This window comes from Pseudoalteromonas porphyrae (assembly GCF_001298125.1).
Lineage (GTDB): Bacteria > Pseudomonadota > Gammaproteobacteria > Enterobacterales > Alteromonadaceae > Pseudoalteromonas > Pseudoalteromonas neustonica.
In genome coordinates this window covers 20,424-46,626 of sequence record NZ_LHPH01000027.1, presented here as the reverse complement: position 1 = coordinate 46,626, position 26,203 = coordinate 20,424, and the positions used below count along the sequence as shown (strand labels likewise).

Genomic DNA, 26,203 nt, shown 5'->3' with positions numbered 1-26,203 from the left:
GTTAACGCTTAAACTACTTAGTTACTTTTGCAGTTTAATACCATTAAAGTGCGCTTTTAAATCAGTAACCAGTGTTTGTTTTGGTAGATCGGCAAATGGAGTATCTGCAAATTTACTACCACGTAATTGCACATTTAAACGTGCAGCTTGCGGGTTTAGCATGGTTTGTTTGTAGTAATCTTTAATATCGGCAAGTGTGACCTTTTCGACCTCTGAAATTAACTTTTGTTTTGAGTTAAAATCAAAGTTTTCACGGTACCAATCACCAATCAGCGGGCCCATCTCATCGCTAAGGTTTTTAGGCTGCTCTTTTAACGAGACAAGTGTGGCATTTTTAAGCTGCGCAAAGGTCTCTTCGCTCATGGCTTCAAGCTCCACTGCGTACTGTTTTTTAAACGCTTCAAAACGCGCTTGCATCTCTTTCGGCCCTTTAACAGGGGTTTGGATAAACAAACCTATTGCTGAGTAATCTTCAACTGAACGTGCAAGTGCGCCAACAGCATAGGCTAACTGCTCTTCTGTGCGCATCTTATCAAAGGCAATAGTTCTAAAATGATCTTGCAATACTTGTGCTTGCGCCTTTTGCTTATAACCTGCAATTGGGTGAACTGTCATATCAATAATGGCAACATCAGCCACATCTATGTCTTTTTGTAAAACGATAGTTTCACCTACTTGCGGTAACCACGCTTTACTGCGCGTAAATGACGTTGACTTATGATCTTTCGGTAATATTGCCGTCAGCTCTTTTGCAATTGCTTCAACATCTTCTTGATTGTAGTTACCAAAAGTAAATACACGCAGTTCATTGCGGCTAAACGTTTGATTTTTTAGTTCTTCAAAATCAGCAATCGTCAGTGTTTGGGCTGTTTTGATCAATGCATCCGTATCAAAACTACCAGTGCGTACTAGTTTTGAATATTCACCAAAAGCTTGGTAATAAGGGAACTGCTTTTGTGCATTGAGTAAATCACGTTGGTAGCGATCGAGTGCTTGAGCAAAACCTTGCTCTGCTACTTTTACATCTATGCTTTCAAGTGCCTGCGCAAGTAAAACATTTTGTTTATCTGTAAAGCCGCTCATTGACAAAATAAGGCCATTGCTGTCTTCAAGGCCAACACTCATACCGGCTACAGCTGCTTCAGTGCTGAGTTTACTTTGCTGAAGATTATATAAATCTGCCCATACTGAATACAACACTTTCGCTTTAATATCCGCAAGTGCATCAGGAGTATTTAAATAAACTTCTACAAGGCCCTTTGGTTGCTCTGCAAAGTTTTGGCTCGCTTGACGCCATACTTTTACACCGTTTTTATCGTATGTAAGTTCTGGGTGTTTTTGCTCGCTAAATTGCGTGGTTTTAATTGCAAAACTCTCAGGAAGTAAACGATTAACTGTTGGTAATGCTAAGGCAAATTCACTTGGTTTGTTCCAGCTAGCAATTTCACTTTCACCAATGTCTGCTATGCGGTATTTACCATCATAAAAATGCAGTTTTGAGTCCGTTTTTTCTTGCTGTGAGGTGTACCAAATACGCAGTGTTTGCGCATTTAATTGTGCAAGTACTTCATTAATTGCATCTGCATCAAACTGTGCATAATGATATGGCGCATTAATAGCATGATTAAGTGGGTAATCTTGCATGCTGCCCGCTAAGTTACTAACATACCCAAATTCATCGCCTTTTTCTAAAAATTTAAATTCGTTATTAAGCGACGTGCGGATCTCATTAAAGTATTTACTATCAACCCCTTCACGCTTGATCAAGTCAATATATTGCATAATAGTCGCGACAATTGTTTCGCGGTTTTTCATGCCCTCATCAGTCAGCTGAATATCAACCGAAAGCATGCCATAGTTACCATAATGTGTCGGTGAACTACTTGCAGAAAGTTGTGATACCCAGCCCTTATCACGTAAAATTTGTGCTGGGCTTCCTTGCATCTCGTTGCTAAGTAAGTAAGCGACAAAACGGTTTGGTTTAACAGCAAATTCATCGCTATTATCTGTAATTGTAAAATCTAGTTGTAGCTGCTTCACATCTTCATTTGGTGCGTAATGTACGCGTTTTCCGCCAACATTATCAAAGTCTAACTTTTTAGTAACAGTGGGTTTATCAATTTTTTTATCTTCAATATCAGCAAAATATTTTTGTGCTTTCGCTTCCATTTCTGCAAGTGGAAGATTCGAAATCATCGCCACTTTCATAATATTTGCAGAGTAATACTTATTGTAAAAATCAACGGTTTCTTTATGCAGTGAGCTGCCTTCTTTATCGCCTAATGTTTCAAGGTTACCAATTAAAAAGCGGTTTGCTGGGTGATCGCCCATCATTTTACGGGCAAGTTTAAACTGTCCAAAAAAGTCCATTTCACGACGCATTGACCATTCTGCATTGACGGCATTTTTCTCTTTGTCTGTATACTCAGGGTAAAGCTTTGGTGATTTAAAAAAATCAGCAAAACGATCAAGTCCTTCATCGTAGGCATCGTTATTTACTTTAAACATGTAATTAGTGATATCGAGCCAAGTGTACGCGTTGTGCGCGCCACCATTTTTGGTCATAAAGTCAGAATAACCCTTTGTATCAGGGTAACGCTCGGTGCCTAAAAACAGCATGTGCTCTAGATAATGCGCCATACCTTGTTGACTCATTGGATCATGCAATAAACCAACACCTACACTTAATGCTGCAGCTGATTTTTCAGCACTTGGATCAGAGACTAAAATTACTTCGATTTCGTTAGCAAGCTTGAGTGTTTTATATTCACGGTTATCATTTTGGCTGACAACTAGCGTGTCTGATAACAAAGAGGTTTGCTGTTGAACTGGCGTCGTTGTTGTACCACAACCACTTAATACAGCTAGCGCAATGGCACTTAAGGTAATAATTTTTTTCATAACGGGAATATAATCCATATTTGTTGTCTTGTGAGTATGATCGGTAAACCCAACAGGGCTTGCAATCATTTTCATAAATACTTTGTAACACATTGTGAATTGTAAAAACAAACTGTTAGGCTTAGGAGACTGTAATTATAAGAGGTAATAACAATGGAAAAATATTTATTGCTCGCTATGTTTTGTCAGGTATTGCTGACGTTTGCGGTTATGATCATTATGGGGCGTCGCCGCTTTAGCGCTGCGCGTAATAAGACAATCTCGATGCAAGACTTTGTCACTATGAAATTAGATAAAGCCGGTGATGATGTTCATGTAGCAGGTCGTAACTTTGTTAATCAATTTGAAATGCCCGTATTGTTTTTTGTGGCCAGCTTAGCGGCTTTACAACTCAATGCTACGGGATATGTACTTATTGTATTGGCGTGGTGCTTTGTAATTTCACGAATAATACACAGTATAATTCACTTAGGAGGCAATCGCGTTAAGATGCGTTATTATAGCTTTTTAGTCAGTTGTTTATGTGTATTAGCTATGTGGATTCAAATAGTTACACAAGTTTTTTTGATGTAACGAGCATTTTTATATTTTGCTATCAATAAACCTGATAGCAAAATATACATAAAATTTGGATGGCTATGCTGCGCGACGACGCTTAAAACCAGCAAATAATAAAGGGAGTAATAACCAGCCCATGCTGCCTCCATCTGAGCCACCCGTCGATGGTTTTTCAACTGTATCTATTAGTGTATTTTTAGTTGGGTTTAAATTAACTGATGAATTTTCATCGTTATCTAATACTACAACACTATTTATAGATACTAAGTTTGCTGTAGTAAGTACAGTATCTGTGCTGGCACACTGTTCTTTAGTCACATTGACAACGGGTACTTCACCACAATGCACTAACTCAGCAATGGTATCGAGCACAGCAAAACTGTCAGTGCTTATTTGGCCAAAAACCGTAAAACCACCATTTTGTATATCTAAATTTGCACTGTTATCTTTTAAATTAAAAAACCACTGACTGGTTGCACTATTTTCGTTGCTACCAAGTTTTGCCATCGCAATAGTGCCTTTAACATTAGACAGTTCGGGCTCATTCTGAACAGCAGCAGATGTAGTGATTGCTTTAAAACCCTCATCATAAGTAAAGCCACCCCCTTGGATAATAAAGTCATCAACAGAACGGTGTATTACCGTTTGATTATATGCGTCACTTTGGATGTACTTTAAAAAATTAGCGACTGTTTTAGGGGCTTGTTGATCAAATAGATCTATCTTAATAGTCCCTTGCGATGTTTGCATTTCAACAACCGTCGCATAACTGTTAAAAGATGCTGCGGCTAATAAACTACATAGTAATAATTTTTTCATTTTTGTTATGTTTCCCAAATTTATTTTAATTATTTAACATTTATGAAATGATAATAAACCTTTGCAGCGAAAGCGATAGCTAAGAGCCTGTTTATACAAATAAGAGCAGTTTGATTACAACTTAATTACATTTTGATTGCAGAGCCTTACACTATCTCTTTATTCTTTCATGTTATAACTAGGTTCTTCTTAAGTCTAAATCGTCTGAACAGGCTATTTCTTATTTGTTAGTATTACTCAAATAATAAAAACTAGTCGTAACAGGATACAAAGCAATGTCATACACTACTGAGCATATTTGTGATTTTGGATTGCACAAAGGCGAACCATACACCAAACTGCCCGCCAGCTTTTTAAACTGGATGGTTGGTAATAATCACGAAAAATCAGCGTTTGCACATCAAGAGTTACAAAGACGCCAACTTGCTGCAACAGGAAAATTAACTGCAGAAACTACATTTGAATTAGAATAATTACGTTATTTTAAAAACAAACTAGGTTAAACTACGCGCTTAATCACCAGCAAATATGGACAACACGGGTCACATTATGCGCGTATTTATTACACTCTTTTTATTACTGAGCCTCAGTGCATGTAGTAATAACAATACCCCAACTCAAAAAAAACCAGCAGCCGAAACTCAATATCTCACTGTTTTACATACCAATGATAATCATGGTCGCTTTTGGCACAATGAAAAAGGCGAATATGGTATGGCCGCACGTAAAACATTGATTGACCAGCTTAGAAATGACGCAAAAGCTCAGGGTCATGCCGTACTACTTTTATCTGGCGGTGATATTAATACAGGTATACCGGAGTCAGACTTGCAATTTGCAGAACCTGATTTTAAAGGTATGTCATTTATTGGTTATGATGCAATGGCCCTTGGCAATCATGAATTTGACAATCCTTTATCCATTTTAAAAAAACAACAACAATGGGCTAATTTCCCTCTGCTGTCGGCGAATATTTTCGATAAAAAGACTGGAGAAAATGCTTTTCAAGCCTATCAAATTTTCAAGCAACAAGGATTAACAATCGCTGTTATTGGTTTAACCACAACCGATACAGCAAAAATTGGTAACCCCCAATTTATTGGTGGTCTTGAATTTAAAGAGCCTGTTGAAATAACCAAAGCAGTAGCTCAAAAAATTAAAGTCCGATATCAACCAGATATCACGATTGCCGTCACCCATATGGGTCACTATGTTGATGCTTCATATGGTATTAACGCCCCTGGCGATGTAACCCTCGCACGCTCATTACCTCATGGCACCTTAGACATGATTATTGGGGGTCATTCACAAGAACCAATTTGTATGACTGCTGATAATAAAAGTGATGACAACTTTAAACCAGGCATGGCATGCAAGCCAGACCAACAAAATGGTACTTGGATTATGCAAGCCCACGAATGGGGTAAGTACGTTGGTAAGGCGATGTTCAAAATTGAAAACAAACAGCTTACGTTAATCAACTATGAACTACTGCCAGTTAATTTATACATAGATAAAGTAAACGCTAATGGTATAACTGTTCCCGAGTTAGCAAACGAATACATTACACCAAACCCTGAATTGAAGAGCTTTTTAGCACCGTATCAAGCTAAAGGAGCGAAACAAATCGAGGGGAAAATTGGCTTTGTTAATGCAAAATTAGAAGGCGATCGTAATAAAGTCCGTTATCAGCAAACTAATTTGGCGCGCGTCATTATTCAAGCACAAATGAACAGTGTTAACGCAGACTTTGGCCTTATTAGTGGCGGCGGTGTTAGAGACAGCATTTCGGCAGGTGAAGTAAGCTATAAAGATATTTTAAAAGTACACCCGTTTAAAAACCGCATTACTTATATGGATTGGCAAGGTCAAGATTTATTGGACTATCTTGATATTGTAACGCGTTTTCCGCCTGATTCTGGCGCTTATTTGCAATACCATCAGCTAAGCTTTGAGCGTAATAATGATTCTCTAATTAACGTAATGATAAACGGTAAAGAGTTAAATAAAACGAAAACATACAGAATGAGCCTTAATAGCTACAATGCTTCAGGCGGTGATGGCTACCCCGCCCTCACCGATTTAAAGGGCTTTGTAAGCACTGAGGAAACTGATGCACAAGCCTTAAAACGATTTTTTAGTGAGTACAGCCCTGTAGATGCTGCGGAATTTTCACCTAAATAACCGACTTTGACTATGGTCAACTTGAAATCTCAAATTGACCATAGTCAACCCCACCTCTACTATTTACCGATCACAACAATGTCATCTGCTTTTATATTGACTAGCCCATAGCTATGAAGCCGCGAACGGGATCCTTCTCCATGTGCTTTTGGCGGGTAATACTTATCTTTTAGCTCGGGGTACTCACTGAGTATTTCATCAAGCGCAGCACGAATTTCACTTAATGTTTTTTCTAAACTATTGGTAAAATTAGGTCGTTTACGAATTGTATGACCTAGCTCAATCAAACGGTAAAAATATTTATTAGCAAGTTCAAGGAGCTCAACTGGCACATCTTTATTTTGGTTAAGCGTTACATCAGGGTTATCTATACAAAACTCGATTAGTGCTAAATAAAAACACAACGGCTTGTTAGCTAGAGCAATTTTAATAGCTTTATCTTCGTTCATACCCAGTGTTTTATTTTTCAAATCAATTTCAAACCTGGCATTATTTTTAGGCAACAATTGTTCTTTTTGTTTTTTTAGCGCCAGATAGCGCCTCGATGAATATTTAATTACATCTGCCCATCTTGCAAACAATAAAGCAACAACAAAAAAAGCAATAACAAAATACAGGTCACTCAATAGGAATAAAGGCGTATAAGTCAAAAAAGTTATACTTACACTTTGATCATTCGTTGTAAGCCATTTAATAACCGTTTTAAAGCTTAAATCCTGTGACGATAACATCACATCAGCAATAGCATAGACTTTAACCTTCTCGGTAGGCAGTTCATTGTTTAGCAGTTTAATATAATGTGTAATTTCTTCATGATTACCTGAGTGCTTTAAAAATGCATCTGTTAAATCAAGACGAGGTAAATCTAATGCAATACGTTTTTCGATTTGAGCTATAACGAGCTCGGTACTTTCAAGCTGTTTAAAATAAGTAGATACTTTAAATATGCATAATGAGAAGACGAAAACACACAAAGTGATAATTGAAAATTGTTTATTTTTAATCATCCTTGTCTCCTAAAAATTCAACCTCATCTGCGGAACAATGCCAATATGATTCGGCATGATTAAAGTATGGTGATGTCTGCTGTTTTGAAAGTGTCATAAGACGTGATTGGACAGCACAGAGTAAATCTGTATTTTCGTGCTGCATTTTTAAATACCAACGAGTTCCTGTTATATTATTGCTGATAGGTGTAATGTAATTTTTCGAAAAATGCTCATGATCTTCTTCTTTCCAAAACGATGCTATTAAATCTACACGCCCACTGGCTAATAACTCTCTTAACTCATTATGGGAACTGGCGTAAGTAATATCTAACATTTCAAGATTAAGACCTAGTTCTTTGAATTTCTGCTTCGGTAAAATATGCCCTGAGCGGCTTGTTGGATAATCAAGTAATCCAATACGTTTACCGAAAAAGTACTGCTTATCTACTTTAGGTTTTTCTTTCGCAGATATAAAAAAAGCTGTATAACTTGGAAAGCCGACAATCGGCTGATAATTATAAGTAGATTCTGCTTTGAATGCAGACATAATATTGTTTTTTGCCAAGATCAGATCAGCAATTCCTTTACCAACAAATTCAATGCTATCTGTTGTCCTATACCCCCAAAAACCAACAACCTCACCAAATTGTTTTGCTATAACAGAGTCACCGCATAAACTGTTAATTAACGTGGAGGCTACTTTTTTTGAAGGTGCAAATACAATGAGCTTTTCTTTATTATGTACTGCAGATGTCTGACAGCTATTAGACGTTTGTATTAATGGTTTTATTTCTTTTTTCTCTGAATCTACACTGAACTTTCCACAAATCCAAACTAGCAAAAAAAACAGTAACAAAACAGTAACAAAGGCACTATGTTGTAAAGCGAGTTGTTTTATTTTCAAAAGTTCTACAATCCAATCCGAAGCATATATCTATTTGAACAATTTTAATTACTCATTACAATAGGTAATTTTACTTAAATGACATAAACCATTGAAATAATTAATTTATGAACAAGAAATTATGAATCTAATTGAGTCCTTTCTATTTCTGTCAAAATCAGGACAATTTACATCTAGATACATTGCTCAAAGCAGCCGCATTATTTTTAGGAACAGGTAAATGTTAAGCAAAATTACACTTGGAATTCATAGTTTTTTAGTAATCTGTCTATTATTAACAACACATAATGCATCAGCTTGGGGACAAAACGGACATCGAATTATTGGTCAAATTGCTGAGGTACATTTAACTCCAACAACTCAATCAGCATTATTACCATTATTAGAAGGTGAAAGCCTCGCTCAAATATCGACATGGGCTGATGAAATGCGCTCAGACCCTAGTGCATTTTGGCAAAAAAAATCTTCTCGCTGGCATTATATTAATGCACCCGACTCAACAACTGGTTTTATTCACAATCACAACCACTCGTTAAATAAAGATACCGTCACTAATATTCTTGAAGGTATACACTTTTCCATTAATACACTTAAAGATAAAAAAAGCTCCATCGATGCAAAGCGATTTAGCTTACGTTTTCTCGTTCACCTCGTGGGTGATAGTCACCAACCATTTCACGCAGGACGTAAAGAAGACAGAGGCGGTAATAATATTTCTGTCACATTCTTCGGGCAGGATACCAATCTTCATAGTCTATGGGATACTAAGCTTATTGAAAATGAGAATTTATCTTATACTGAATTTGCACATTTTATAAATTCAAACGATAAGCTACTGATTGCAGACTATTTACAAAGTACACCCGCAATGTGGCTAGAAGAATCTAACAATATAGCTAATGTTATCTATAATAAAAATGAAACAAAAATTAGCTATCAGTATATTTATACAAATATGCCAATTATAAAAACTCGTTTGCAGCAAAGCGGGATTAGACTTTCTGGGTTGTTGAATTTAATTTTCGACAATTCCGCAAAACCGTTAGTAGATGCACTTAAGATGCCCGCTAACACAAATTAAATAATCATTAATATAACCTTAACACGGGAAAACAACATAATGAAAATCCAACTACGCAAAACAGCTCTATCACTCGCTATTGCAGCTTGTGTTGGTGTGAGTAGCGCAGCAATAGCAAGTGATACTACATCATCTGTTAAAGGCCAAATATCTGGACCTAATGGTAGCCCAGCAGCAAACACTAAGTTAATAATCATTCACGAGCCTACTGGTACAAAGCGTGTTGTAACAACAAATGACACAGGTACTTTTAATGCGGCAGGCTTGCGCGTTGGTGGTCCATACAAAATTACAATTGATTCAGATGTATATCGTGATGTTCAAATCAACGATGTTTACCTATCACTTGGTGAAACTAGACGACTAGACCAGACTTTATCAAGTAATAATATTGAGTCTATCGTCGTTACTGGCTCTGCTGTTTTATTTAATTCATCTGCAAATGATTCATACTTCGGCGAAGACGCAATTAAAACGGTACCGAGTATTGGCCGTGACATAAAAGACATTGTAAGAAACAACCCTTTAGTAGTGGTTCAACCAGGTAGTGACAGCTCTTTAACAATCGCTGGTGCAAACCCGCGAACAAACTCTATCACAGTTGATGGTATTCCCCTTAATGATGACTTTGGCCTTAACAATAACGGCTACCCAACTCAGCGTAATCCTTTCCCACTAGATGCTTTAGATCAAGTATCTGTATCTGTTGCACCAGTCAACGCTAAATCAAGCGGCTTCACTGGTGGTAATGTTGACGCAGTGTTTAAATCAGGAACTAATGAAGTTCATGGTAATATGTTCTATGAAAAGCTGAGCAGTGATTGGGCTGGTAGCCCTAAAGGGAGTGACGGTAAAAAGTTAGATCTAGACTTTGAAGAGAAAAACTATGGCGTGTCATTTGGTGCTCCAATTATTAAAGATCAACTTTTCTTCTTTGGTGCTTATGAAAAATTCGAATCTCCTCAACAACTTGAGTACGGTGTTGCGGGATCAAGCATTGGTACGAATAAAACACTAATTACAAATGCTGATTTAGAAGCCGTTCGTAAAATTGCAAGTGAAGTATACGGTGTTGATAATATCGGTAATGCCGATACACAACCGCAATTAGAAGATGAGAAATACATCGCTAAAATCGATTGGAATATCAATGACTATCATCGTGCAAATTTGGTTTACATGCATAATGAAGGCAATAACACCCGTAACATGACCAGCAGTAGTCGTGAACTTCGATTAGATACACACTGGTATAACAAATTTGAAAAACTTAATAACTTCAGCTCTACTTTATATTCTGATTGGACAGATGAGTTCTCATCTCAAATTAGCGTAACCAAAAAGTCTGTAGAAACTGGTCAGGTATCTCTTAACAGTAACTTGGGCTTAGGCGATATATCAATTAATAATATTGATGTCGATAGCGATGGCGATACAGGAACGATTTCATTTGGCTCTGATGAAAGCCGCCATTCTAATTCATTAGAAAATGATTTATTCTCACTTAAATTAGATGGTACTTACCTGTTCGATGAGCACACTTTAGAATTTGGTGTTAAATATGATGTACTAGATATTGAAAACCAATATTTACCGGGCTCAAAAGGTGTTGTGTCTTTTGATAATATCCAAGCTTTCGAAGAAAGAATTGCTGCGAACTATAACTATTCTAACGGTATTGGCAACAACCCTTTAGCCGTTGCAGCTAAGTTCACTCGTAAAGATATTGCTTTATACGTCAATGATTCTTGGGACTTCAATGACGATCTAACCCTGTCTTTTGGACTTCGTTATGAACGTCTTGGCTCAGACGATAAGCCAAAGTTCAACCAAGATGTACTTGACCGCACTGGTTTCGATAACACTTTTAACCTTGATGGCGTAGATATTTTATTACCACGTGCCGGCTTCACATATAACCTAAGTGACGATGTTATTATTCGTGGTAGCGTTGGACGTTATGCAGGTGGTAATCCGAACGTTTGGATTTCAAACTCATACTCAAATGACGGTGTAAGTGCGCAAAGCTATAGTGCGAGAGGCGTTGAGGTACCTGCAAGCGTTTTAACTACACCAACACCTGAAGCAATTGAAGCAATAAATTCAGGTACTCGTGGTTCAACATCAAACTTTATCGACCCAAATTTTGATATCCCTTCGCAATGGACTTACATGCTAAATACTGATGTAACTCTGGATATTCCATATATTGGTGATAATTTTGCCTGGACAACGACCGCAATCTACACCAAAAAAGAGAACTCAGCTGAGTGGATCAATGCCGCGTTATTACAAGAGGGTGATGTTGTAGGATCAACAATCGATGGTGCGTTACCATTTTACGACACGCGTGAACTTGAAATTATGTTAACAAATGCCGACGAAGATGGACGTTCTCTTATTCTTAGCACTGGTTTATCTAAAGGTTGGGATAACGGCTTTAAATTCGATGCTTCATATACTTACCAAGATGTAACAGAAGGGAACCCTGGAGGCTCATCTACAGGTAGAAGTAACTACCGTTACGGCCACTTTGGTGATCATCAACGTACGCAAATTGGTACATCAACTTATGAAACTGAACACAGGTTTGTATTAAGTCTAAGTTACTCTACTGAGTTTATCGAAAACTATAAAACAAACTTTAACTTATTCTTTGAACGTCGTTCTGGCTCAGCATATAGCCAACTTGCAAGCCTTCAAAACTTGACTGGTGGTAGATTCTTTAACCAAGATCTTATTCAGCCTTCAGGTAACGGGTCTACATTTGGTGGTAACTACCTAGCTTACGTTCCTACAGCGAACGATCCAAATGTACGTTATGAAGACGGTGTAACTGAAGCTGAAGTACTTGCTCACTTTAATGAACTTGGTCTTTCAGGCTATGCAGGTGGATTTGTTGATAGAAGCCAAGGGAAATCTCCTTGGGTAACTGCAATGGACTTATATGTATCTCAAGAAATTCCTGGCTTCACAAAAGATCACCGCGGTGAGTTCTATTTTGTAATTGATAATGTACTAAACCTAATCGATTCGTCTAAAGGTAAAGTTTATCGTCAAGATTTTGGAACACGTAGTGTAGTTGAGATGGATATTGATCCGGAAACAGGTCAATATATTATCGGTGCACCACTTAATGATGATTTCACTTTTGAAGCTGAAGATTCAACATATAGAATTAAGCTTGGTGTTAAATACACTTTCTAATTTAGAGTAATATCACTTTAAATTAACTAAAGCCCATCCTTGATGGGCTTTTTATTTACTCATGATTAAGGCGTGTTTAGCTTAATACTTAACTTATCTAAGCATTGTTGTAATACCTGATATTCTTGCTCATCTAATACCGCTAATAACTGTTGCTCCCATGCTAGTGCATCTGGCGCTAACTGCTTATATAATTCATGCCCATCTGATGTTAACTCTAATAGACTCGCGCGTTTATCCTCAGGGTTTAAAATACTGATTATATATTCCTTATCAATGAGTGCCTTTATCGCACGAGATACAGTCGATTTATCCATAGAAGCTTGCATACATAACTCTTTTGCATGACTTTGGCCAAGTTGAGCTAAGTTAAATAAAATACGCCACTGGGGTATAGTTAAATTACTTTGCTGTTGGTAAACACATGCAAACTCCTCACTCATTTTACTGGCTATATTAGCTAATCTGTAGGGTAAAAAGGTTTCTAAATCGAGTGCCATTAATCTGCATCTCCTATTAATTTACAACCATGTTTTAACTGTTCACAAATATGTACACTTATAAAAAGCTTGATGATTGAATTTACTCTCACTTGAGAGTATCTTACAGTAAAACACAAAGGAGTCGAGTGATGACAAGCGAATTAAAATACATGACAGGGTTTGGTAATGAGTTTGAAACCGAAGCTTTACCGGGTGCTCTACCTATTGGGCAGTTTAGTCCTCAAAAAGTAAAATACGATTTATATGCAGAGCAATTTAGTACAACCGCGTTCACAGCGCCGCGTGCTGATAATCGTCGTACTTGGATGTATCGCATTCGCCCATCTGTTGTACAGGGTGATTACACATCGATTGATAATGGGCTAATTCGTACAGCCCCCATCACTGAAGTGCCGACTCCACCAACGATGCTGCGTTGGAACCCAATTGATATTCCAGCTACACCAACCGATTTTATTGACGGTTTGATCACTATGGCTGCAAACGGCAGTGCCAACGCTCAAACGGGTATTGGTATCCATGTTTACGTCGCTAATAAATCAATGACTGACCGCTATTTTTATAATGCCGACGGTGAAATGTTATTTGTACCGCAACAAGGTGAATTGCTGTTAAAAACAGAGTGCGGTAATTTAACAATTAAAGCAGGCGAAATTGCAGTGATCCCTCGCGGCATTAAGTTTCAAGTTGAATTATTAACTGACTCAGCGCGTGGTTTTATTTGCGAAAACTACGGCCATGCGTATGTTTTAGCTGAGCGCGGTCCAGTCGGTGCTAACGGATATGCCAACGACCGAGATTTTCAATACCCTGTCGCAGCCTTTGAAGATAAAGAAGGCGACTTTGAATTGATTGCTAAATTTAACGGGAATATGTTCCGTTGTGATATCGCTCATTCACCATTAGATGTAGTCGCATGGACAGGAAATAGTGCTCCGTATAAATACGACTTAGCACGCTTTAATGTGATGAATACGGTGAGTTTTGATCACCCAGATCCTTCTATTTTTACTGTTTTAACCTCGCCATCAGGCACCGAAGGCGTAGCAAATATTGATTTTGCCATCTTCCCACCACGCTGGATGGTTGCAGAGAACACTTTCCGCCCGCCGTATTATCACCGTAATATTATGAGTGAATTTATGGGCTTAATTGAAGGTGTATACGATGCTAAAGAACATGGTTTTGTGCCCGGTGGCATGAGCTTGCACAACTGTATGTCACCGCATGGTCCAGAAGCTGATGTGTTTGAAAAAGCCTCTAACGCAGAGCTTGAGCCGCAACGTTACGACAATACACTCGCGTTTATGTTCGAATCTCGTTATGTTATTTCACCAACTAAATATGCCCTTGAAGGCAAAGAACGCCAACCAAACTACACTGATTGCTGGCGTACAATTAAAAAACACTTCACGGCCCCACAAGGATAATAGAATAATGAAACTGTATACTTACTTTCGTTCATCTGCCGCATACCGAGTGCGCATTGCGCTTAATTTAAAAAATATTAGCCATGAGTTAGTGACCGTTAATTTATTAAAGTCAGAACAACAAGGCGCAGAGTACCTTGATAAAAACCCACAAGGTTTACTACCTGCACTTGAAACCGATGAAGGTGTGCTTGCACAATCAATGGCTATTTTAGAATACCTAGAAGAAACACACCCACAAACACCATTACTGTTTGGTAACGCTTGGCAAAAAGCGCAAATTCGTAACTTATGTTATGCCGTCGCGTGCGATATTCACCCTATCGATAACTTACGTGTACTAAAATACTTGAGCAGCGAACTTGGTGCTGACGATGATGCTAAAAATACATGGTATCGTCATTGGGTAGAAATCGGTTTTGAAAAAATTGAAAAATCACTTGATGGTAATAACGACTATTGTGTAGGTAACACACCAAGCCTTGCTGATGTCTGTTTAATTCCACAAGTATTTAATGCTTATCGCTTCAAAGTCGATATGACCGCATATCCAAAGATAGCAGCCATTTATGAACGCTGTAATAAGCTTGATGCGTTTATTGATGCTGCACCACAAAACCAACCAGATGCAGCTTAACCAAATCCTAAGTTTAACTGCCTAATGCGCTATGGAGCACGGTAACGTGCTCTATTAGATCTAAACCCAGTTCTGTTAAATACCCCCCGTCTGGGCTATCAATAACCCCTTTTTCAAATAAACGCTGTGCGGCTTGTTTTAAACTTTCCTCTGCGTCACTATGAAGTTTAAGGCCTTGCATCTTAGTGCTTAGAGGAAATTTAGCTAAAAGTGTAAATTCGTCAATCATTGTTTGGTTAAATTGCATGTGTTCACCTTGTTATTGTTTTGTTGAGCTAATTGTATTAAATAACTGATTTACAAAAGTGATTTAGATCATTTAAATGCACTGTGATTTAATAAAATTACTATCTGTTATTCTTTTGTTGGTTATTTACCCTAACACGTTTTAAGCTTAGTGTAGTTATTTCTAAATGCAAAGGTATAAAATGCGAATTTTAACTATGGTAGGCCTCTGTTTTATCAGTGTAATTTACTCAACAAATAGTTTGGGTAATAATCAAAAAGCGACCTTCCTTATCAATCCAGGTGATCTAATAAGCAACCAAAATATATGCTGGTTTGATGATAAGCGATATAGTGAAGGGGCAATCATATATATGTCTGATACCCGTGTGATCTGCACTCCTAAAAATCCTAGTCAGAGTAATAGCTCTCTTAGCTGGTTAATGATTGATGAAAAAGGCAACATTATTTACCCTAAGAAAGTTAACAAAATTAGCATTAATTAACTTTAACTGCCTAGTCCGATACCTATATCCACGGTGTTGGGTTATAACGCATTGGTATCGAGCAGTAGTTACGTTACAATAGTGCTGACTTTAAACGACAAACAGTGAATTATGAATCAACAACCAAACAATCCATTACATGGCCTAACCCTAGAGCAGATAGTGACGAAACTTGAGCAAACACTCGGGTGGAGAACGATGGGAGAACACGTTGATATTCGCTGTTTTAAATCAGATCCAAGTGTAAAATCCAGCCTTAAATTTTTGCGTAAAACACCTTGGGCCCGTACAAAAGTAGAGCAGTTATATCTTGATAACTGTGTTGAAACAGAACCACAAAATAGCGGTTTTGTATGGCCAAGTATTAAAAAGAAATAAACATATACCACCTCAAGATGCGAGCGTCATTGGAATTTAAAGCGATTTAGGCGAGGCATTGATTGCAAGTAATAGTAGTTCTATTATTAAAATCAATCTCTTATAAAAGTAGCACTGTATAAATTGCTTTAAAACCAACCCGCAGGGCGTTTCACAGAAACCTATTCTCATCGTTGTACTTCTTAAAAGGGACTGCCATTATTACAAAGAGCCCCTGTGAATCGCTGAATTCTGCATCTTGAGATGGCTTGGGTTTAATCGCACTCTGCGCCTATGTTTATTACAACCTTTACTCTGCACACACTACCGCTAATGACTTCGGCTCAATTTCAATAATGAGCTTATCAGCTTCTTTTACCTCACCGTCAATCACGTATTTTATAATTTCAGTGGCGGATATTTCCACACGCCTAGCATTTGTATGATGTGAGTTAAGCGCTAAATGGGCTTGAGTAACACTGCTAAACACTAGTTCAGCAATACTGAGTGCATTTGCTGATGCATCTTGATTAGGGGTTAGCCAATTCACATCTAATAAACCATCATAATGATTTGGTTGCCCTCCTCCTTGCGCGAGCAACGTTGTAAAGGGTGCGGCATTAGCAACAACAAGACTGTTTGTATTAATAACTTGAGGCGCGTTGTCATCTAGTTGCACACTATAATCTTGTGCTTTTTGTGTACCCAGTGCTTGCCAAAACCCTTGTAAATAGGCAAATTGACCTACTGCATTTTTTGTATCTCTATCGGCTTTTTCAATCATACGCTGTTCAAAACCAATTCCTGCAAGTAACAACATTAGTTCGCCGTTACAATATGCGGTATCCATCTGTTTAGTTTGACCATCAATAATCAAATCACACGCGACCTCAACCGGAATCAATTTCGATTGTATTCCCATTAATACATGTGCCAACGCATTAGCCGTACCTAAGGGAATAATCCCTAACTTACAGTCTTGATTAACGAGCACACTGGCTACTTCAGCAACGGTTCCATCTCCACCACACGCGATGATCATATCAGGATTTTCTTTGATTGCTTGCTTTGCAAGCAAAGTACCATTGTGTTCAGCGCTTGTTGTCATCACTTTCAAATCATAATACGCTGATAAACGAGCAATAATTGCATGCTCTTTTTGCTCCCACAATTTGGTGCCAGAGACTGGGTTAGCAATCAAAACTGCTTTATTTTTAATTAATAGCTCCCCTTTTTTGTGGCTTTTTAATAATTGACGTAGCTGATGTTTGTTCAAGTTTGCTGTAGATCGAGTCTCTTTTATTTGCGCTAAAACCTGATGTGCATCTGCATGTTTATTTTGGCTTAACAAATATGCTGCCATTACAAATACCGAACGCCCTCTTCCCAGCGCACAATGAACTACAATGCGACGATTTTCTTTAACATGATGTGCAATCCAGTTAATTGCTTGATTTAGCTGAGAGCGTGTAGGTGCTCGATGATCAAGTACAGGAATATTGAGGTACTTGATGCTTTCTTGCGTTGAACTCCACTCAAGGCCATCAAACTCACACGTAACGTCTAAAATAGCCGTAATGCCATTATCTTTTAGCGTATCTATATCTGAGGGAAACAAACGACAGGCTAAAAACAAATGCTCATTTATTTGTTGCAGTGGTGGCACTTTATCGTGCTTACGACTCCACGCATTATAAACCTGTGCGCCGAGTAAAAATGGGATGAATGCCCAGCGTATATAAAATGGAATAACGCCGTTTTCACGTTTGCGAAAAATTTTTGCTATATTAAAAACATACGCACAACCGACCAACGTTAATGATAAGGCTGTCCAGTAAAACAGAACCGAAAAATAACTTGGGCTAACTTGCCACCCCATTATTATAAAAACGATTGCCAACAGTAAATAACTTATTGCCGCCCACATACATGCTCCTTTTAAGTGTTCGTTTTAATATCGAATATTAATCTCATAATTATGAAATTACTTTGCAAGAATCATGCAGCTAAAAAAATTGTTTTTTATTATGTAGTTAAAATTAAATACCTTGCTGTTACTTTATTAATATTAGTCATATATTCATACTCGTGTTACTTATTTACATTAAATAGGTCATAAAAAAGCCTAGGCTAATAAATAGTCTAGGCTTAATGTAAAACAAGTAGCTAGGGCGTGTTGACCTTTGTGGATTGAAATTTGTTCAATCTAGGGGCGATTTAATCGCGGCGCGAGGTTTGTAATCGAGCGGGTTAAGTTAAAACCGGGCAAAGCTTGTTCGTCCTGCTCACGCCCCTTGCCTAAACACCAAACATACTGCTGTAAAATTAATCACGAAAGGTCAACTTGCCCTAGAGTTTACACGTCTATTTTAGTTAACCAACCGTGAGTGTCTTGTGCTTTGCCCCACTGAATATCGTTAAGAGCTTGGCGCAAACGCATGGTTGTTGGACCAGGCTCACCGCTGCCTACTTTGTACTCTGTATCATTATGGATAAAAGTACCTACTGGCGTTAATACAGCTGCAGTGCCAGAAAGCGCAGCTTCTGTGCCTGGTTTTGCAGCACGCTCTAGTAGCTCTGTTACAGTGAAATTGCGTTCAGATACCGTCATACCTAAATCTTTTGCAATCGTTAAAATACTGCTGCGCGTAACACCGTGTAAAAAAGTACTGTCTAGCGCTTTAGTGATGATTTCGTTGCCATCAATTAAAATAAAATTTGCTGCACCAGTTTCTTGTACATCACCGCCTGGACAGAACAATATTTGATCTGCTTTGTACTTAACCCGTGCGGCAGTAATTGGTGCTAATGCACTCGCGTAGTTACCACCACTTTTGATCATGCCCATATGTGGTGCACAACGCATTCCGTCTTCTTCAAGTAAAACGCGCAGCGCAGTCGCACCACCCGCAAAGTAATCCCCTACAGGCGATAACAATACATATAATAACGAATTGAGTGACGGCACCGCTGCTTTGCCTATTGCCGCCTCAGTACCAATATGTGTTGGGCGGATATACATAGAGCCAGGTGGTAAAGGTGTTTCATCTGCATATTGACGTACAATATCAATGATCATTTTTTCAAGCATGGGTCCATCGACCTCAGGTAAGCTTAATAAATGCGAGCTTTGTATCATACGGGCTATATTGGCATCCATACGAAAAATATACACTGAGCCATCTTCATGGCGAAAGGCTTTTAAGCCCTCAAAACATGTACTTGAATAATGTAATACATGGGCCCCAGCATGTAGTTCAATTTTATCCGAAGGAACAACCGAGCTTTCACTCCACGCATTGTCTGTAAAACGAGCTTGAATCATCTGCGGCATAAATACCGTACCAAACGCTGCCATTTTTATCTCTCTTTATTATTGTGGTCTACTTTAACCCCATTGTATGACAATCATGCACTGTTTAACCATAGCTAAAATAAGGCTTTTAATGACTTCAAAGCAACTGATTGATCAGTTAATTGAAAATACTCGCTTTAATCGACAATTTAGGCTCCATTTAAAGCTAACTTGCGCATTTAGTACCGTAATATTTTATTTCTATTAAATAAATATTCCTGCCAAGATGCTGTTTACTGTTAAGCTAATTAACAACAATGGCTGGAAAATAAAAGCATGGTTGAGCTGTTGTTATTGTTTTTATATAAACAATAGCGCTTTGGGCTTATTGTATCTCCATCTAAATAAATAGATCTTGCCTATGCAACCTGTTTCTCAAACTGAGGTGTTTAACATTATAAATTATGATAATCACAAGCTCATTGACATCAACAAGCGTGAATTATTAGCGAAAAGAGTTTAAAAAGAGAAACCACGATCGTTATTTGATCTAATATCGAATGTCGAATGTCGAATCTCTAAATACACCATAAAGACGCAGTTTAAACTACTCAGTAAGTTATTTACCATCTTACTGAGTAAGTCACTCTTATTGAATTGTTGTAATAGTTAACTTTAGTTGCTCTATAGCACATCCATAACTACTGGAATTAATGCGATGGTACTGCGTGTTTTTTGCAGCATCTAAACTTACAATAAACTCATCTTGCTGGCCTACCGCAGATTGTTCATTGCTTAAACACATCGCTTGGGTAAGCGAGCGTAATTTTGCATCTGTGAGTATTTTGTCAAAACGCAGCATTGGCAAAGGCGGTATTTTCACTGTCGGTAACGCTTTATCAATACTACGTTTACTCAATATAAAGCCGTATTTTTTCATTTCAACTACAGCGCCTGCAGGCCAATAATTAAACTGGAATTGCTGTTTAGCTAACGATTTCAAATGCACTACCCCATGCTCACCAAGCACCGTTAATACGTTTTCGTGAGGTGATTTAATAACCACAAGACTCGTATTCTCATCAATACCAATGCCATTAGGTTGCATATTTGCATCAAGAGACTTCGCCAAGCCAATTGTACGATTTTGCTCACTAAAATATGTGTCAAGCAACGCAAATGTAATACTACCCACGCCACCTGCTGACACGCTACGTTCTCCGCGCAGCGCAGCTAAACTGGAGATTGGTTTGACCGTGGCAACTGGACCAAATTGAGTACGTCCACCCGATAATAAATTACCACTATAACCTGAAGTTACTAATACTGATGAGTCAGCTATAGCGCTCGTCCACGGGTAGGCATTTCCTTGTGAGTCAAATAACGTTGTCCGTAATCGTTGATCTGTTGCAGTATCAAATTCAGCTCCGATTAAAATAACACCGGTGCTATTTTTAATCCGCTTGATTAGTTTGTCAGTACCTTGTAAACAGGCTGCTTGCTCTATTGCTACACGTTTAGGGTAAACGTTAGCACGGTTATGCACACCAGCCTGAACACGAAATGTATCTAACTGCTCACATTTTTTTTCATGTAATGCTTTGGCAAGCCCTGGTGTCAGTGGCAGCCACTCAAGTGCAACCCCGGTCTGCGATAATAACGTTTCATAATAATTAGCTGAAGCATAGGGGTCCCGAGCAGCTGTTGTTATCACTAATAGAGTTGGCTTTTCAGTTTTAACTTTTAAGCTAGCCGCTATAAATTTGTACGTTTTTGTTAACCAATCTTGAGATTTCTTACTATTCTTAGCATCAATACTGAACACGTTACGCAGCCCATCTAAATGCGAGATTTCTAGCATATCAATTACATAATCAAACTCAATTTGCGATAATTCACTCAATTGCTTACTTGCAATATCACGCCATGCCCATAACAATTCTTGTTTGCTAAGGGGCAACGGATGCTGTTTAAGCAGTGTATTTAAATGACTGACAGTTGCTACTAATTGGCTTTTGTCGTCTGTTGGCCAATTAATTTCTAACCTTTTGATTGCTTTTGGCGTTAATGAATAAAGCGCGCCTTTTTCATTCCTCAATGGGGTGTCTATATTACAAAACTGTGGGCTCAAAGTGGTGCAGGTCTCAATTTCGCTGCCCATGATAATCAATGTTTGTTCTTTATTATCAGCAAAAACTGACGAAGAACCAGCAAGCAAACAGAGTAAAAACACCCTGCGTTTAACACGTGAAATAAATCCAAGTGACTGTATTAGCATAACTAATCTATACCCAATAATTAAACACTGTCTGTATTGTTAACCATCTAGTTATTAACAACAAGCTGAGCTATAAAATAAATAAAATATGTAGGACGTGTTTGATCTTTTAGCGTTGGTTTCGCCAACTTTCCTGTATTGATCTACATCTATACCCAGACCACCTCAAGATGCGAGCGTCGTTGGAATTTAAAGCGATTTAGGCAAGGCATTGATTGCAAATAATAGTGGTTCTATTGTTAAAATCAATTTCTTATAAAAGTAACGCAGTATAAATCGCTTTAAAACCAATACGATGGGCGTTTCACAGGAACTCACTCTCATCGTTGTTACTTATTAAAAAGGGTTGCCATTATTGCAAAGTAACGCCTTGATATTGCGCCCCTGTGAAACGCTAAATTCTGTATCTTGAGGTAGCTTGGCTATATGTCGTCGTATATAAGTAATTTGTCACTAAATGGGTTATTTAACTCGCCACACTGATAACGTTTTTAATAAAGTTGTATAACCACACTTTAATAACGTGCGCTCTATGTGTGCATTATGCAGGGCTTAACATCAGGCGCTATTTTAAATAAAGTAACACGATGAAGTAAGCCCCTTTGAAATGCCTGAATGATTAATTTAACGCGCCTTAGATATGTCCTGATGCGGTATTCGTCGCCGCAGCTATTTTTGATACCAAGAGCTGCTCTACTCGAATACCTTCTACATCTACAACTTCAAACTTAAAACCACCGTATTGAATATACTCAGCCCGTTTGGGGATGCGCTTCATCATATAAATCAAATAGCCAGCAACTGTTTCGTAATGCATTTGATCTGGGAACTCGTCAACATCCAGTACTTTAGCCAGTTCAACTATTGGCGTTAGACCATCGACTAACCACGAATTTTCATCACGTTCAATAATTAATTCATCGCCAGTATGAGTTATTAAATCTCCCATAAACCCTTTCATAAGATCTTTAACGGTCACAATACCCACCACTAAAGCGTACTCATTAACCACCACAGCAAAAGGTTTAGCTGCGCCTTTAAATGCATTTAATGCCTCTGATAAGCTGAGTGTCTCTGGCAAATAGAAAATATCTTTTTCTAATAAATCATCATTAATATTCGCCGCTTCGCCTTTGAGCACTTGACGTAGAATATCTTTAGACTCAACTGAGCCAATTAGTTTGTCTAAGTTACCATTGCATACTAAAAAGTGATTATGCGGATGATCGATAATTTTACTCGAAATATCAGCACTGGCTTCTTTAATATCAAAATACACAATTTGATCACGTGGTGACATTACGCTGGATAAGAAGCGGGCTTCTAGATCAAACACATTACCAATTAAATCGTATTCTTGTTGTTGCAGGCTACCGTATTCCGCGCCAGCATCCATCATTGCCACTATATCTTCTGTGGTTACAATATCTTCACGTTCAGCTGGCACGTTAAATAGCCGTAGCACAATATTAGTGACACCATTAAAAAACAATACCAGCGGTGTTAAAGCAAACGTCACCCAACGCATAATAGTAACAACCCGCACAGCAACAGCTTCTGGCAAAATCATGGCTAAGCGTTTCGGCAATAAATCAGCAAATAAAATAAATAAAGAGGTAATCGCTAAAAACGATAAAATAAAGCTCATTTGCTCAAGCAAAGGTCCTTGATAAAATATCGTCAGTACACTTTCAACGTATGGCGAAAGTGCTTGTTCACCAACTATACCACCTAAAATCGCAATCGCATTTAGCGCAATCTGGATCATGGCAAAAAATGCACCCGGTTTTTCTTGTAATTTTAAGACCGCAGCAGCTTTAATATTGCCTTCATCAGCCATGACTCTTAATTTTATTTTACGTGATGCGGCTATCGCAATTTCTGACATCGCAAACAACGCACTGATCAAGATTAATAAGCCAATCCCGATTAAATCACCCATTTATAGCTCCAAAAATAAACGCTTTTATAAGCAAAAGCAGCTGGATTATAGCCTCTTTTAAATGCGGAGCAATTTATATTTAAATAATATTAAAAAGCATTTAATATCAATACAATAGATAGTGTAAGTGTTGTTTTTTAAGTGAGGTAAACTAAAAATCTGGCAGTACTCTATAAAATAGACATGTACGCAAAGTAGTGCAGCATCATATTTATCAATAGTGCGAAAAGGCACTAAGCAATTTTGATTTAATTGAAGGGTCTAAGTTTTTATTACACGCAAAGTATAAAGGCGGTTGTTCTACGTTTAAACGATAAACAGATTTTAATGATGTAGCAACGTGATTTATTGATTCTTCATAACGAACACGTTGCTCCGGCAATACAACCAAATCAATACTACTTTTACGGTTTTTTATAATTTTAAATATGTTATCGAAGCTATTAATCAGCATCAAGTTTTTTCCATCTTCAAAGCCTTGTGAACGCAAATATTGATGACTGTAGTTATCTTTTAGTACTGCGACATTCATTTTTTTTGCGTCATTGAGCTCAGTGATCGTAATATTTTTTGAATCAAGTGCATACAAATATGTTTTTAATTCAGCTATTTCAGCGACCCAAAAAAGCTTGTTTTCTCGTTCTGATGAACGAACGACTGAGAAAATACATGTTTGGGGGTCTCTTAAGGCTGTATTAAATACGGTACTCCAATTATTAACTGAAAGTGTGTAATCAATCTTTGCTTGATCAAGTACTAAGCGTACTTTATCGGCAACATATCCCACTAAACGATCGTTTTCATCTAGGTATTGGGCAGGCGGGAAGTTTTCCGTAACTACATGTAATTTAGCTACGCATTGATTACTAATAATTATAAATAAAAAATAACACCATTTAGCCACTGTTGCCCCACAGATTTTTTTTATATCATTCTTTTATATAAGTTGAATATAGCGGCAAATTACGGGTATGTGAATAAAAACAGACCACAAAGGGTCTGTTTTTTAATGCGTACCGAATAAAACTTAACGATTCATTGCATTAATTAAAAATGCTGAGATTTTAGCACCTTCCCTAAGCGTTGTGTCTGAGCTTGATTGACCAACTAATGAACTGTCTGTAAATGGGGCAATCTCCATCATATCAGCACCTGTAATTGGAAATTCATCCGCCAGTGCGACTAAAATATCAAGGGCATGTTGTGGCGTTAAGCCATTGCCTTCTGGTGTGCCCGTCGCTGAAGCAAATTCTTCATCTAGCGCATCAATATCAAAACTAACATAAAGCTCATCAACGTTATCTGCTTTTAGCTGTGCAATCGCATCCGCTGCAATTGCCTGCGCGCCACGTTCAATAATTTCATGTGCCCAATGCTGTTTAACACCAAACGTTGATTCCCAGTGTTCCTTTGGTTTACCACTTGAACGAATACCAAATTGGATAAGGTGATGCGGCGCTGGTAAAAATTCTAAAATATGCGTACACCATGAACCAAAACATAAATCAATGCCTAAACGTTCAACGAGTAAATCTGTGTGGGCATCAAAATGAATAATAGCGGTGCGTTTACCTTGCGCGCGTTTTGCTTTTAAATACGCTTTTGTTAACGGGTAACTAATTGAATGATCGCCACCGATGCCAAAAATTCCTTTATCAGTAAAGGTTGCGTAAAAGCTATCGCACACATCTTCAGTGATTGACAATGGGCTGACATAATATTCACTGCTTGGGTTATCGTATAATGCCTTTTGACAGTTACTAATAGTCGCTTCATTTAGGTACTTATCATGCAATAAATGTGGGATCACACGCACATCACCTAAATCGAATGATTTAGCTTGAGGCTGCTGATCAATTAATGCTGAACGCAAAAACAATGGTCCCCAATTTGCTCCACGCAAAATCCCACCACCACAATCTGAACTAATTCCAAGCATAACTGCCTTATGCTCACTTTCTGGTAGATTAATTAACGAGTCACGCCATAGCACATCAACATTATCAGTTTGGCCATACAATTTATTACGCAGTGCTGCTTTTCTTTCTTGTGCTGTATTGACCGTAAATACACCATCACCCGGTGGACATAAACAGTGTTCAACTTTACTTTTAAATGTGTGCCATTGTGTGCTCATCACGATTCCTTACTTGGTATTTTTGCGTAGTTATGCAAAAGGCGCTGCAGAAAATAAATATAATAAAAGATTCATCTTGTTTTTGAATGGTCAAATTTAAGGCTGACTGTTTTGTATAGACCAAACAATAGAAATAATTAACCATTTATATAACAATATGTTATATAAATTTTCATACACCGGATAAATTAAAATTTAGTACTAATTAAGATAGATATAGTGTCTGCTAATACAAGTCAACAACCGCTGG

21 protein-coding genes are annotated in these 26,203 nt (G+C 37.9%); 9 read left to right on the top strand and 12 right to left on the bottom strand.

The annotated features are described in order from the left end of the window. Nucleotides 1-21: 21 nt before the first annotated feature. Nucleotides 22-2,901, bottom strand: a complete 2,880-nt coding sequence (locus ADS77_RS18410; RefSeq protein ID WP_054455760.1) for an insulinase family protein — start codon at nucleotides 2,899-2,901, stop codon at nucleotides 22-24. Nucleotides 2,902-3,054: 153 nt separating this feature from the next. On the opposite strand from ADS77_RS18410, the gene ADS77_RS18405 reads away from it, so the two are divergent. Further along, nucleotides 3,055-3,474, top strand: coding sequence for an MAPEG family protein (locus ADS77_RS18405; protein WP_054455741.1), 420 nt, complete (start codon nucleotides 3,055-3,057; stop codon nucleotides 3,472-3,474). A 63-nt stretch (nucleotides 3,475-3,537) separates the two neighbouring features. On the opposite strand, the gene ADS77_RS18400 is transcribed toward ADS77_RS18405, so the two are convergent. Continuing rightward, complete coding sequence (locus ADS77_RS18400) at nucleotides 3,538-4,278, bottom strand: peptidylprolyl isomerase (protein WP_054455739.1); 741 nt, start codon at nucleotides 4,276-4,278, stop codon at nucleotides 3,538-3,540. 275 nt (nucleotides 4,279-4,553) lie between these two features. On the opposite strand from ADS77_RS18400, the gene ADS77_RS18395 reads away from it, so the two are divergent. Further along, nucleotides 4,554-4,751 (top strand): hypothetical protein, encoded by a 198-nt coding sequence (locus ADS77_RS18395; RefSeq protein ID WP_054205962.1) that lies wholly within the window; start codon nucleotides 4,554-4,556, stop codon nucleotides 4,749-4,751. Nucleotides 4,752-4,827: 76 nt separating this feature from the next. Then, nucleotides 4,828-6,462: a bifunctional UDP-sugar hydrolase/5'-nucleotidase UshA gene (gene ushA, locus ADS77_RS18390; RefSeq protein ID WP_054455758.1), complete on the top strand. Its 1,635-nt coding sequence runs from the start codon at nucleotides 4,828-4,830 to the stop codon at nucleotides 6,460-6,462. Nucleotides 6,463-6,521: 59 nt separating this feature from the next. Here ushA and ADS77_RS18385 read toward each other — a convergent pair whose 3' ends face one another. After that, entirely contained in the window at nucleotides 6,522-7,469 is a 948-nt protein-coding gene (locus tag ADS77_RS18385; RefSeq protein WP_054205960.1) for a hypothetical protein, read from the bottom strand. After that, complete coding sequence (locus ADS77_RS18380; protein ID WP_212760659.1) at nucleotides 7,462-8,355, bottom strand: hypothetical protein; 894 nt, start codon at nucleotides 8,353-8,355, stop codon at nucleotides 7,462-7,464. Before ADS77_RS18380 ends, ADS77_RS18385 begins: the two co-directional genes overlap by 8 nt. A gap of 220 nt (nucleotides 8,356-8,575) precedes the next feature. Here ADS77_RS18380 and ADS77_RS18375 point away from each other — a divergent pair, with 220 nt between their 5' ends. Together ADS77_RS18375 and ADS77_RS18370 are read left to right on the top strand one after the other, a co-directional pair. Beyond that, complete coding sequence (locus ADS77_RS18375) at nucleotides 8,576-9,436, top strand: S1/P1 nuclease (RefSeq protein ID WP_054205959.1); 861 nt, start codon at nucleotides 8,576-8,578, stop codon at nucleotides 9,434-9,436. Nucleotides 9,437-9,475: 39 nt separating this feature from the next. Further along, complete coding sequence (locus ADS77_RS18370; RefSeq protein ID WP_054455737.1) at nucleotides 9,476-12,643, top strand: TonB-dependent receptor domain-containing protein; 3,168 nt, start codon at nucleotides 9,476-9,478, stop codon at nucleotides 12,641-12,643. A 65-nt stretch (nucleotides 12,644-12,708) separates the two neighbouring features. Here ADS77_RS18370 and ADS77_RS18365 read toward each other — a convergent pair whose 3' ends face one another. Then, complete coding sequence (locus tag ADS77_RS18365; RefSeq protein ID WP_054455734.1) at nucleotides 12,709-13,143, bottom strand: MarR family winged helix-turn-helix transcriptional regulator; 435 nt, start codon at nucleotides 13,141-13,143, stop codon at nucleotides 12,709-12,711. A 131-nt stretch (nucleotides 13,144-13,274) separates the two neighbouring features. Between ADS77_RS18365 and hmgA the strand changes: the two genes are divergently transcribed. Both hmgA and maiA read left to right on the top strand, forming a co-directional pair. Beyond that, nucleotides 13,275-14,576 carry a homogentisate 1,2-dioxygenase gene (hmgA, locus tag ADS77_RS18360; protein WP_054455732.1) on the top strand — a complete coding sequence of 434 codons (1,302 nt, stop codon included), beginning with the start codon at nucleotides 13,275-13,277 and terminating at the stop codon, nucleotides 14,574-14,576. 7 nt (nucleotides 14,577-14,583) lie between these two features. Next, a complete protein-coding gene (gene maiA, locus ADS77_RS18355; protein WP_054205955.1) occupies nucleotides 14,584-15,213 on the top strand; it encodes a maleylacetoacetate isomerase in 630 nt (209 codons plus the stop codon). A gap of 13 nt (nucleotides 15,214-15,226) precedes the next feature. Here maiA and ADS77_RS18350 read toward each other — a convergent pair whose 3' ends face one another. After that, complete coding sequence (locus ADS77_RS18350; RefSeq protein WP_054455730.1) at nucleotides 15,227-15,460, bottom strand: TIGR02647 family protein; 234 nt, start codon at nucleotides 15,458-15,460, stop codon at nucleotides 15,227-15,229. A gap of 181 nt (nucleotides 15,461-15,641) precedes the next feature. Between ADS77_RS18350 and ADS77_RS18345 the strand changes: the two genes are divergently transcribed. Further along, nucleotides 15,642-15,944 carry a DUF1496 domain-containing protein gene (locus ADS77_RS18345; protein WP_054455728.1) on the top strand — a complete coding sequence of 101 codons (303 nt, stop codon included), beginning with the start codon at nucleotides 15,642-15,644 and terminating at the stop codon, nucleotides 15,942-15,944. A gap of 111 nt (nucleotides 15,945-16,055) precedes the next feature. Further along, nucleotides 16,056-16,322, top strand: a complete 267-nt coding sequence (locus ADS77_RS18340) for a VF530 family DNA-binding protein (protein WP_054205952.1) — start codon at nucleotides 16,056-16,058, stop codon at nucleotides 16,320-16,322. A gap of 289 nt (nucleotides 16,323-16,611) precedes the next feature. Here ADS77_RS18340 and ADS77_RS18335 read toward each other — a convergent pair whose 3' ends face one another. The 6 genes from ADS77_RS18335 to ADS77_RS18310 all read right to left on the bottom strand — a co-directional run bounded on the left by ADS77_RS18335 (nucleotide 16,612) and on the right by ADS77_RS18310 (nucleotide 25,953). Then, nucleotides 16,612-18,228: a diacylglycerol kinase family protein gene (locus ADS77_RS18335; RefSeq protein WP_054455726.1), complete on the bottom strand. Its 1,617-nt coding sequence runs from the start codon at nucleotides 18,226-18,228 to the stop codon at nucleotides 16,612-16,614. A 429-nt stretch (nucleotides 18,229-18,657) separates the two neighbouring features. After that, nucleotides 18,658-19,659 carry a branched-chain amino acid aminotransferase gene (locus tag ADS77_RS18330; protein ID WP_054205950.1) on the bottom strand — a complete coding sequence of 334 codons (1,002 nt, stop codon included), beginning with the start codon at nucleotides 19,657-19,659 and terminating at the stop codon, nucleotides 18,658-18,660. Between the two features lie 586 nt (nucleotides 19,660-20,245). Beyond that, nucleotides 20,246-21,874, bottom strand: a complete 1,629-nt coding sequence (locus tag ADS77_RS18325; RefSeq protein ID WP_054455724.1) for a hypothetical protein — start codon at nucleotides 21,872-21,874, stop codon at nucleotides 20,246-20,248. Nucleotides 21,875-22,508: 634 nt separating this feature from the next. Continuing rightward, nucleotides 22,509-23,816 (bottom strand): hemolysin family protein, encoded by a 1,308-nt coding sequence (locus ADS77_RS18320; RefSeq protein ID WP_054205948.1) that lies wholly within the window; start codon nucleotides 23,814-23,816, stop codon nucleotides 22,509-22,511. Nucleotides 23,817-24,030: 214 nt separating this feature from the next. Then, nucleotides 24,031-24,720 (bottom strand): substrate-binding periplasmic protein, encoded by a 690-nt coding sequence (locus ADS77_RS18315; protein WP_054455722.1) that lies wholly within the window; start codon nucleotides 24,718-24,720, stop codon nucleotides 24,031-24,033. Nucleotides 24,721-24,843: 123 nt separating this feature from the next. After that, nucleotides 24,844-25,953 carry an arginase family protein gene (locus tag ADS77_RS18310; RefSeq protein WP_054455720.1) on the bottom strand — a complete coding sequence of 370 codons (1,110 nt, stop codon included), beginning with the start codon at nucleotides 25,951-25,953 and terminating at the stop codon, nucleotides 24,844-24,846. Between the last annotated feature and the right edge of the window lie 250 nt (nucleotides 25,954-26,203).

Bases quoted from the DNA above. Each gene is read 5' to 3' on its own strand.
- ADS77_RS18340 (WP_054205952.1), top strand. From the start codon at position 16,056: ATGAATCAACAACCAAACAATCCATTACATGGCCTAACCCTAGAGCAG.
- ADS77_RS18370 (WP_054455737.1), top strand. From the start codon at position 9,476: ATGAAAATCCAACTACGCAAAACAGCTCTATCACTCGCTATTGCAGCT.
- ADS77_RS18410 (WP_054455760.1), bottom strand. From the start codon at position 2,901: ATGAAAAAAATTATTACCTTAAGTGCCATTGCGCTAGCTGTATTAAGT.
- ADS77_RS18405 (WP_054455741.1), top strand. From the start codon at position 3,055: ATGGAAAAATATTTATTGCTCGCTATGTTTTGTCAGGTATTGCTGACG.
- hmgA (WP_054455732.1), top strand. From the start codon at position 13,275: ATGACAAGCGAATTAAAATACATGACAGGGTTTGGTAATGAGTTTGAA.
- ADS77_RS18320 (WP_054205948.1), bottom strand. From the start codon at position 23,816: ATGGGTGATTTAATCGGGATTGGCTTATTAATCTTGATCAGTGCGTTG.
- ADS77_RS18350 (WP_054455730.1), bottom strand. From the start codon at position 15,460: ATGCAATTTAACCAAACAATGATTGACGAATTTACACTTTTAGCTAAA.
- ADS77_RS18310 (WP_054455720.1), bottom strand. From the start codon at position 25,953: ATGAGCACACAATGGCACACATTTAAAAGTAAAGTTGAACACTGTTTA.
- maiA (WP_054205955.1), top strand. From the start codon at position 14,584: ATGAAACTGTATACTTACTTTCGTTCATCTGCCGCATACCGAGTGCGC.
- ADS77_RS18325 (WP_054455724.1), bottom strand. From the start codon at position 21,874: ATGCTAATACAGTCACTTGGATTTATTTCACGTGTTAAACGCAGGGTG.
- ADS77_RS18400 (WP_054455739.1), bottom strand. From the start codon at position 4,278: ATGAAAAAATTATTACTATGTAGTTTATTAGCCGCAGCATCTTTTAAC.
- ADS77_RS18335 (WP_054455726.1), bottom strand. From the start codon at position 18,228: ATGTGGGCGGCAATAAGTTATTTACTGTTGGCAATCGTTTTTATAATA.
- ADS77_RS18375 (WP_054205959.1), top strand. From the start codon at position 8,576: ATGTTAAGCAAAATTACACTTGGAATTCATAGTTTTTTAGTAATCTGT.
- ADS77_RS18345 (WP_054455728.1), top strand. From the start codon at position 15,642: ATGCGAATTTTAACTATGGTAGGCCTCTGTTTTATCAGTGTAATTTAC.
- ADS77_RS18365 (WP_054455734.1), bottom strand. From the start codon at position 13,143: ATGGCACTCGATTTAGAAACCTTTTTACCCTACAGATTAGCTAATATA.
- ADS77_RS18330 (WP_054205950.1), bottom strand. From the start codon at position 19,659: ATGGCAGCGTTTGGTACGGTATTTATGCCGCAGATGATTCAAGCTCGT.
- ADS77_RS18395 (WP_054205962.1), top strand. From the start codon at position 4,554: ATGTCATACACTACTGAGCATATTTGTGATTTTGGATTGCACAAAGGC.
- ADS77_RS18385 (WP_054205960.1), bottom strand. From the start codon at position 7,469: ATGATTAAAAATAAACAATTTTCAATTATCACTTTGTGTGTTTTCGTC.
- ushA (WP_054455758.1), top strand. From the start codon at position 4,828: ATGCGCGTATTTATTACACTCTTTTTATTACTGAGCCTCAGTGCATGT.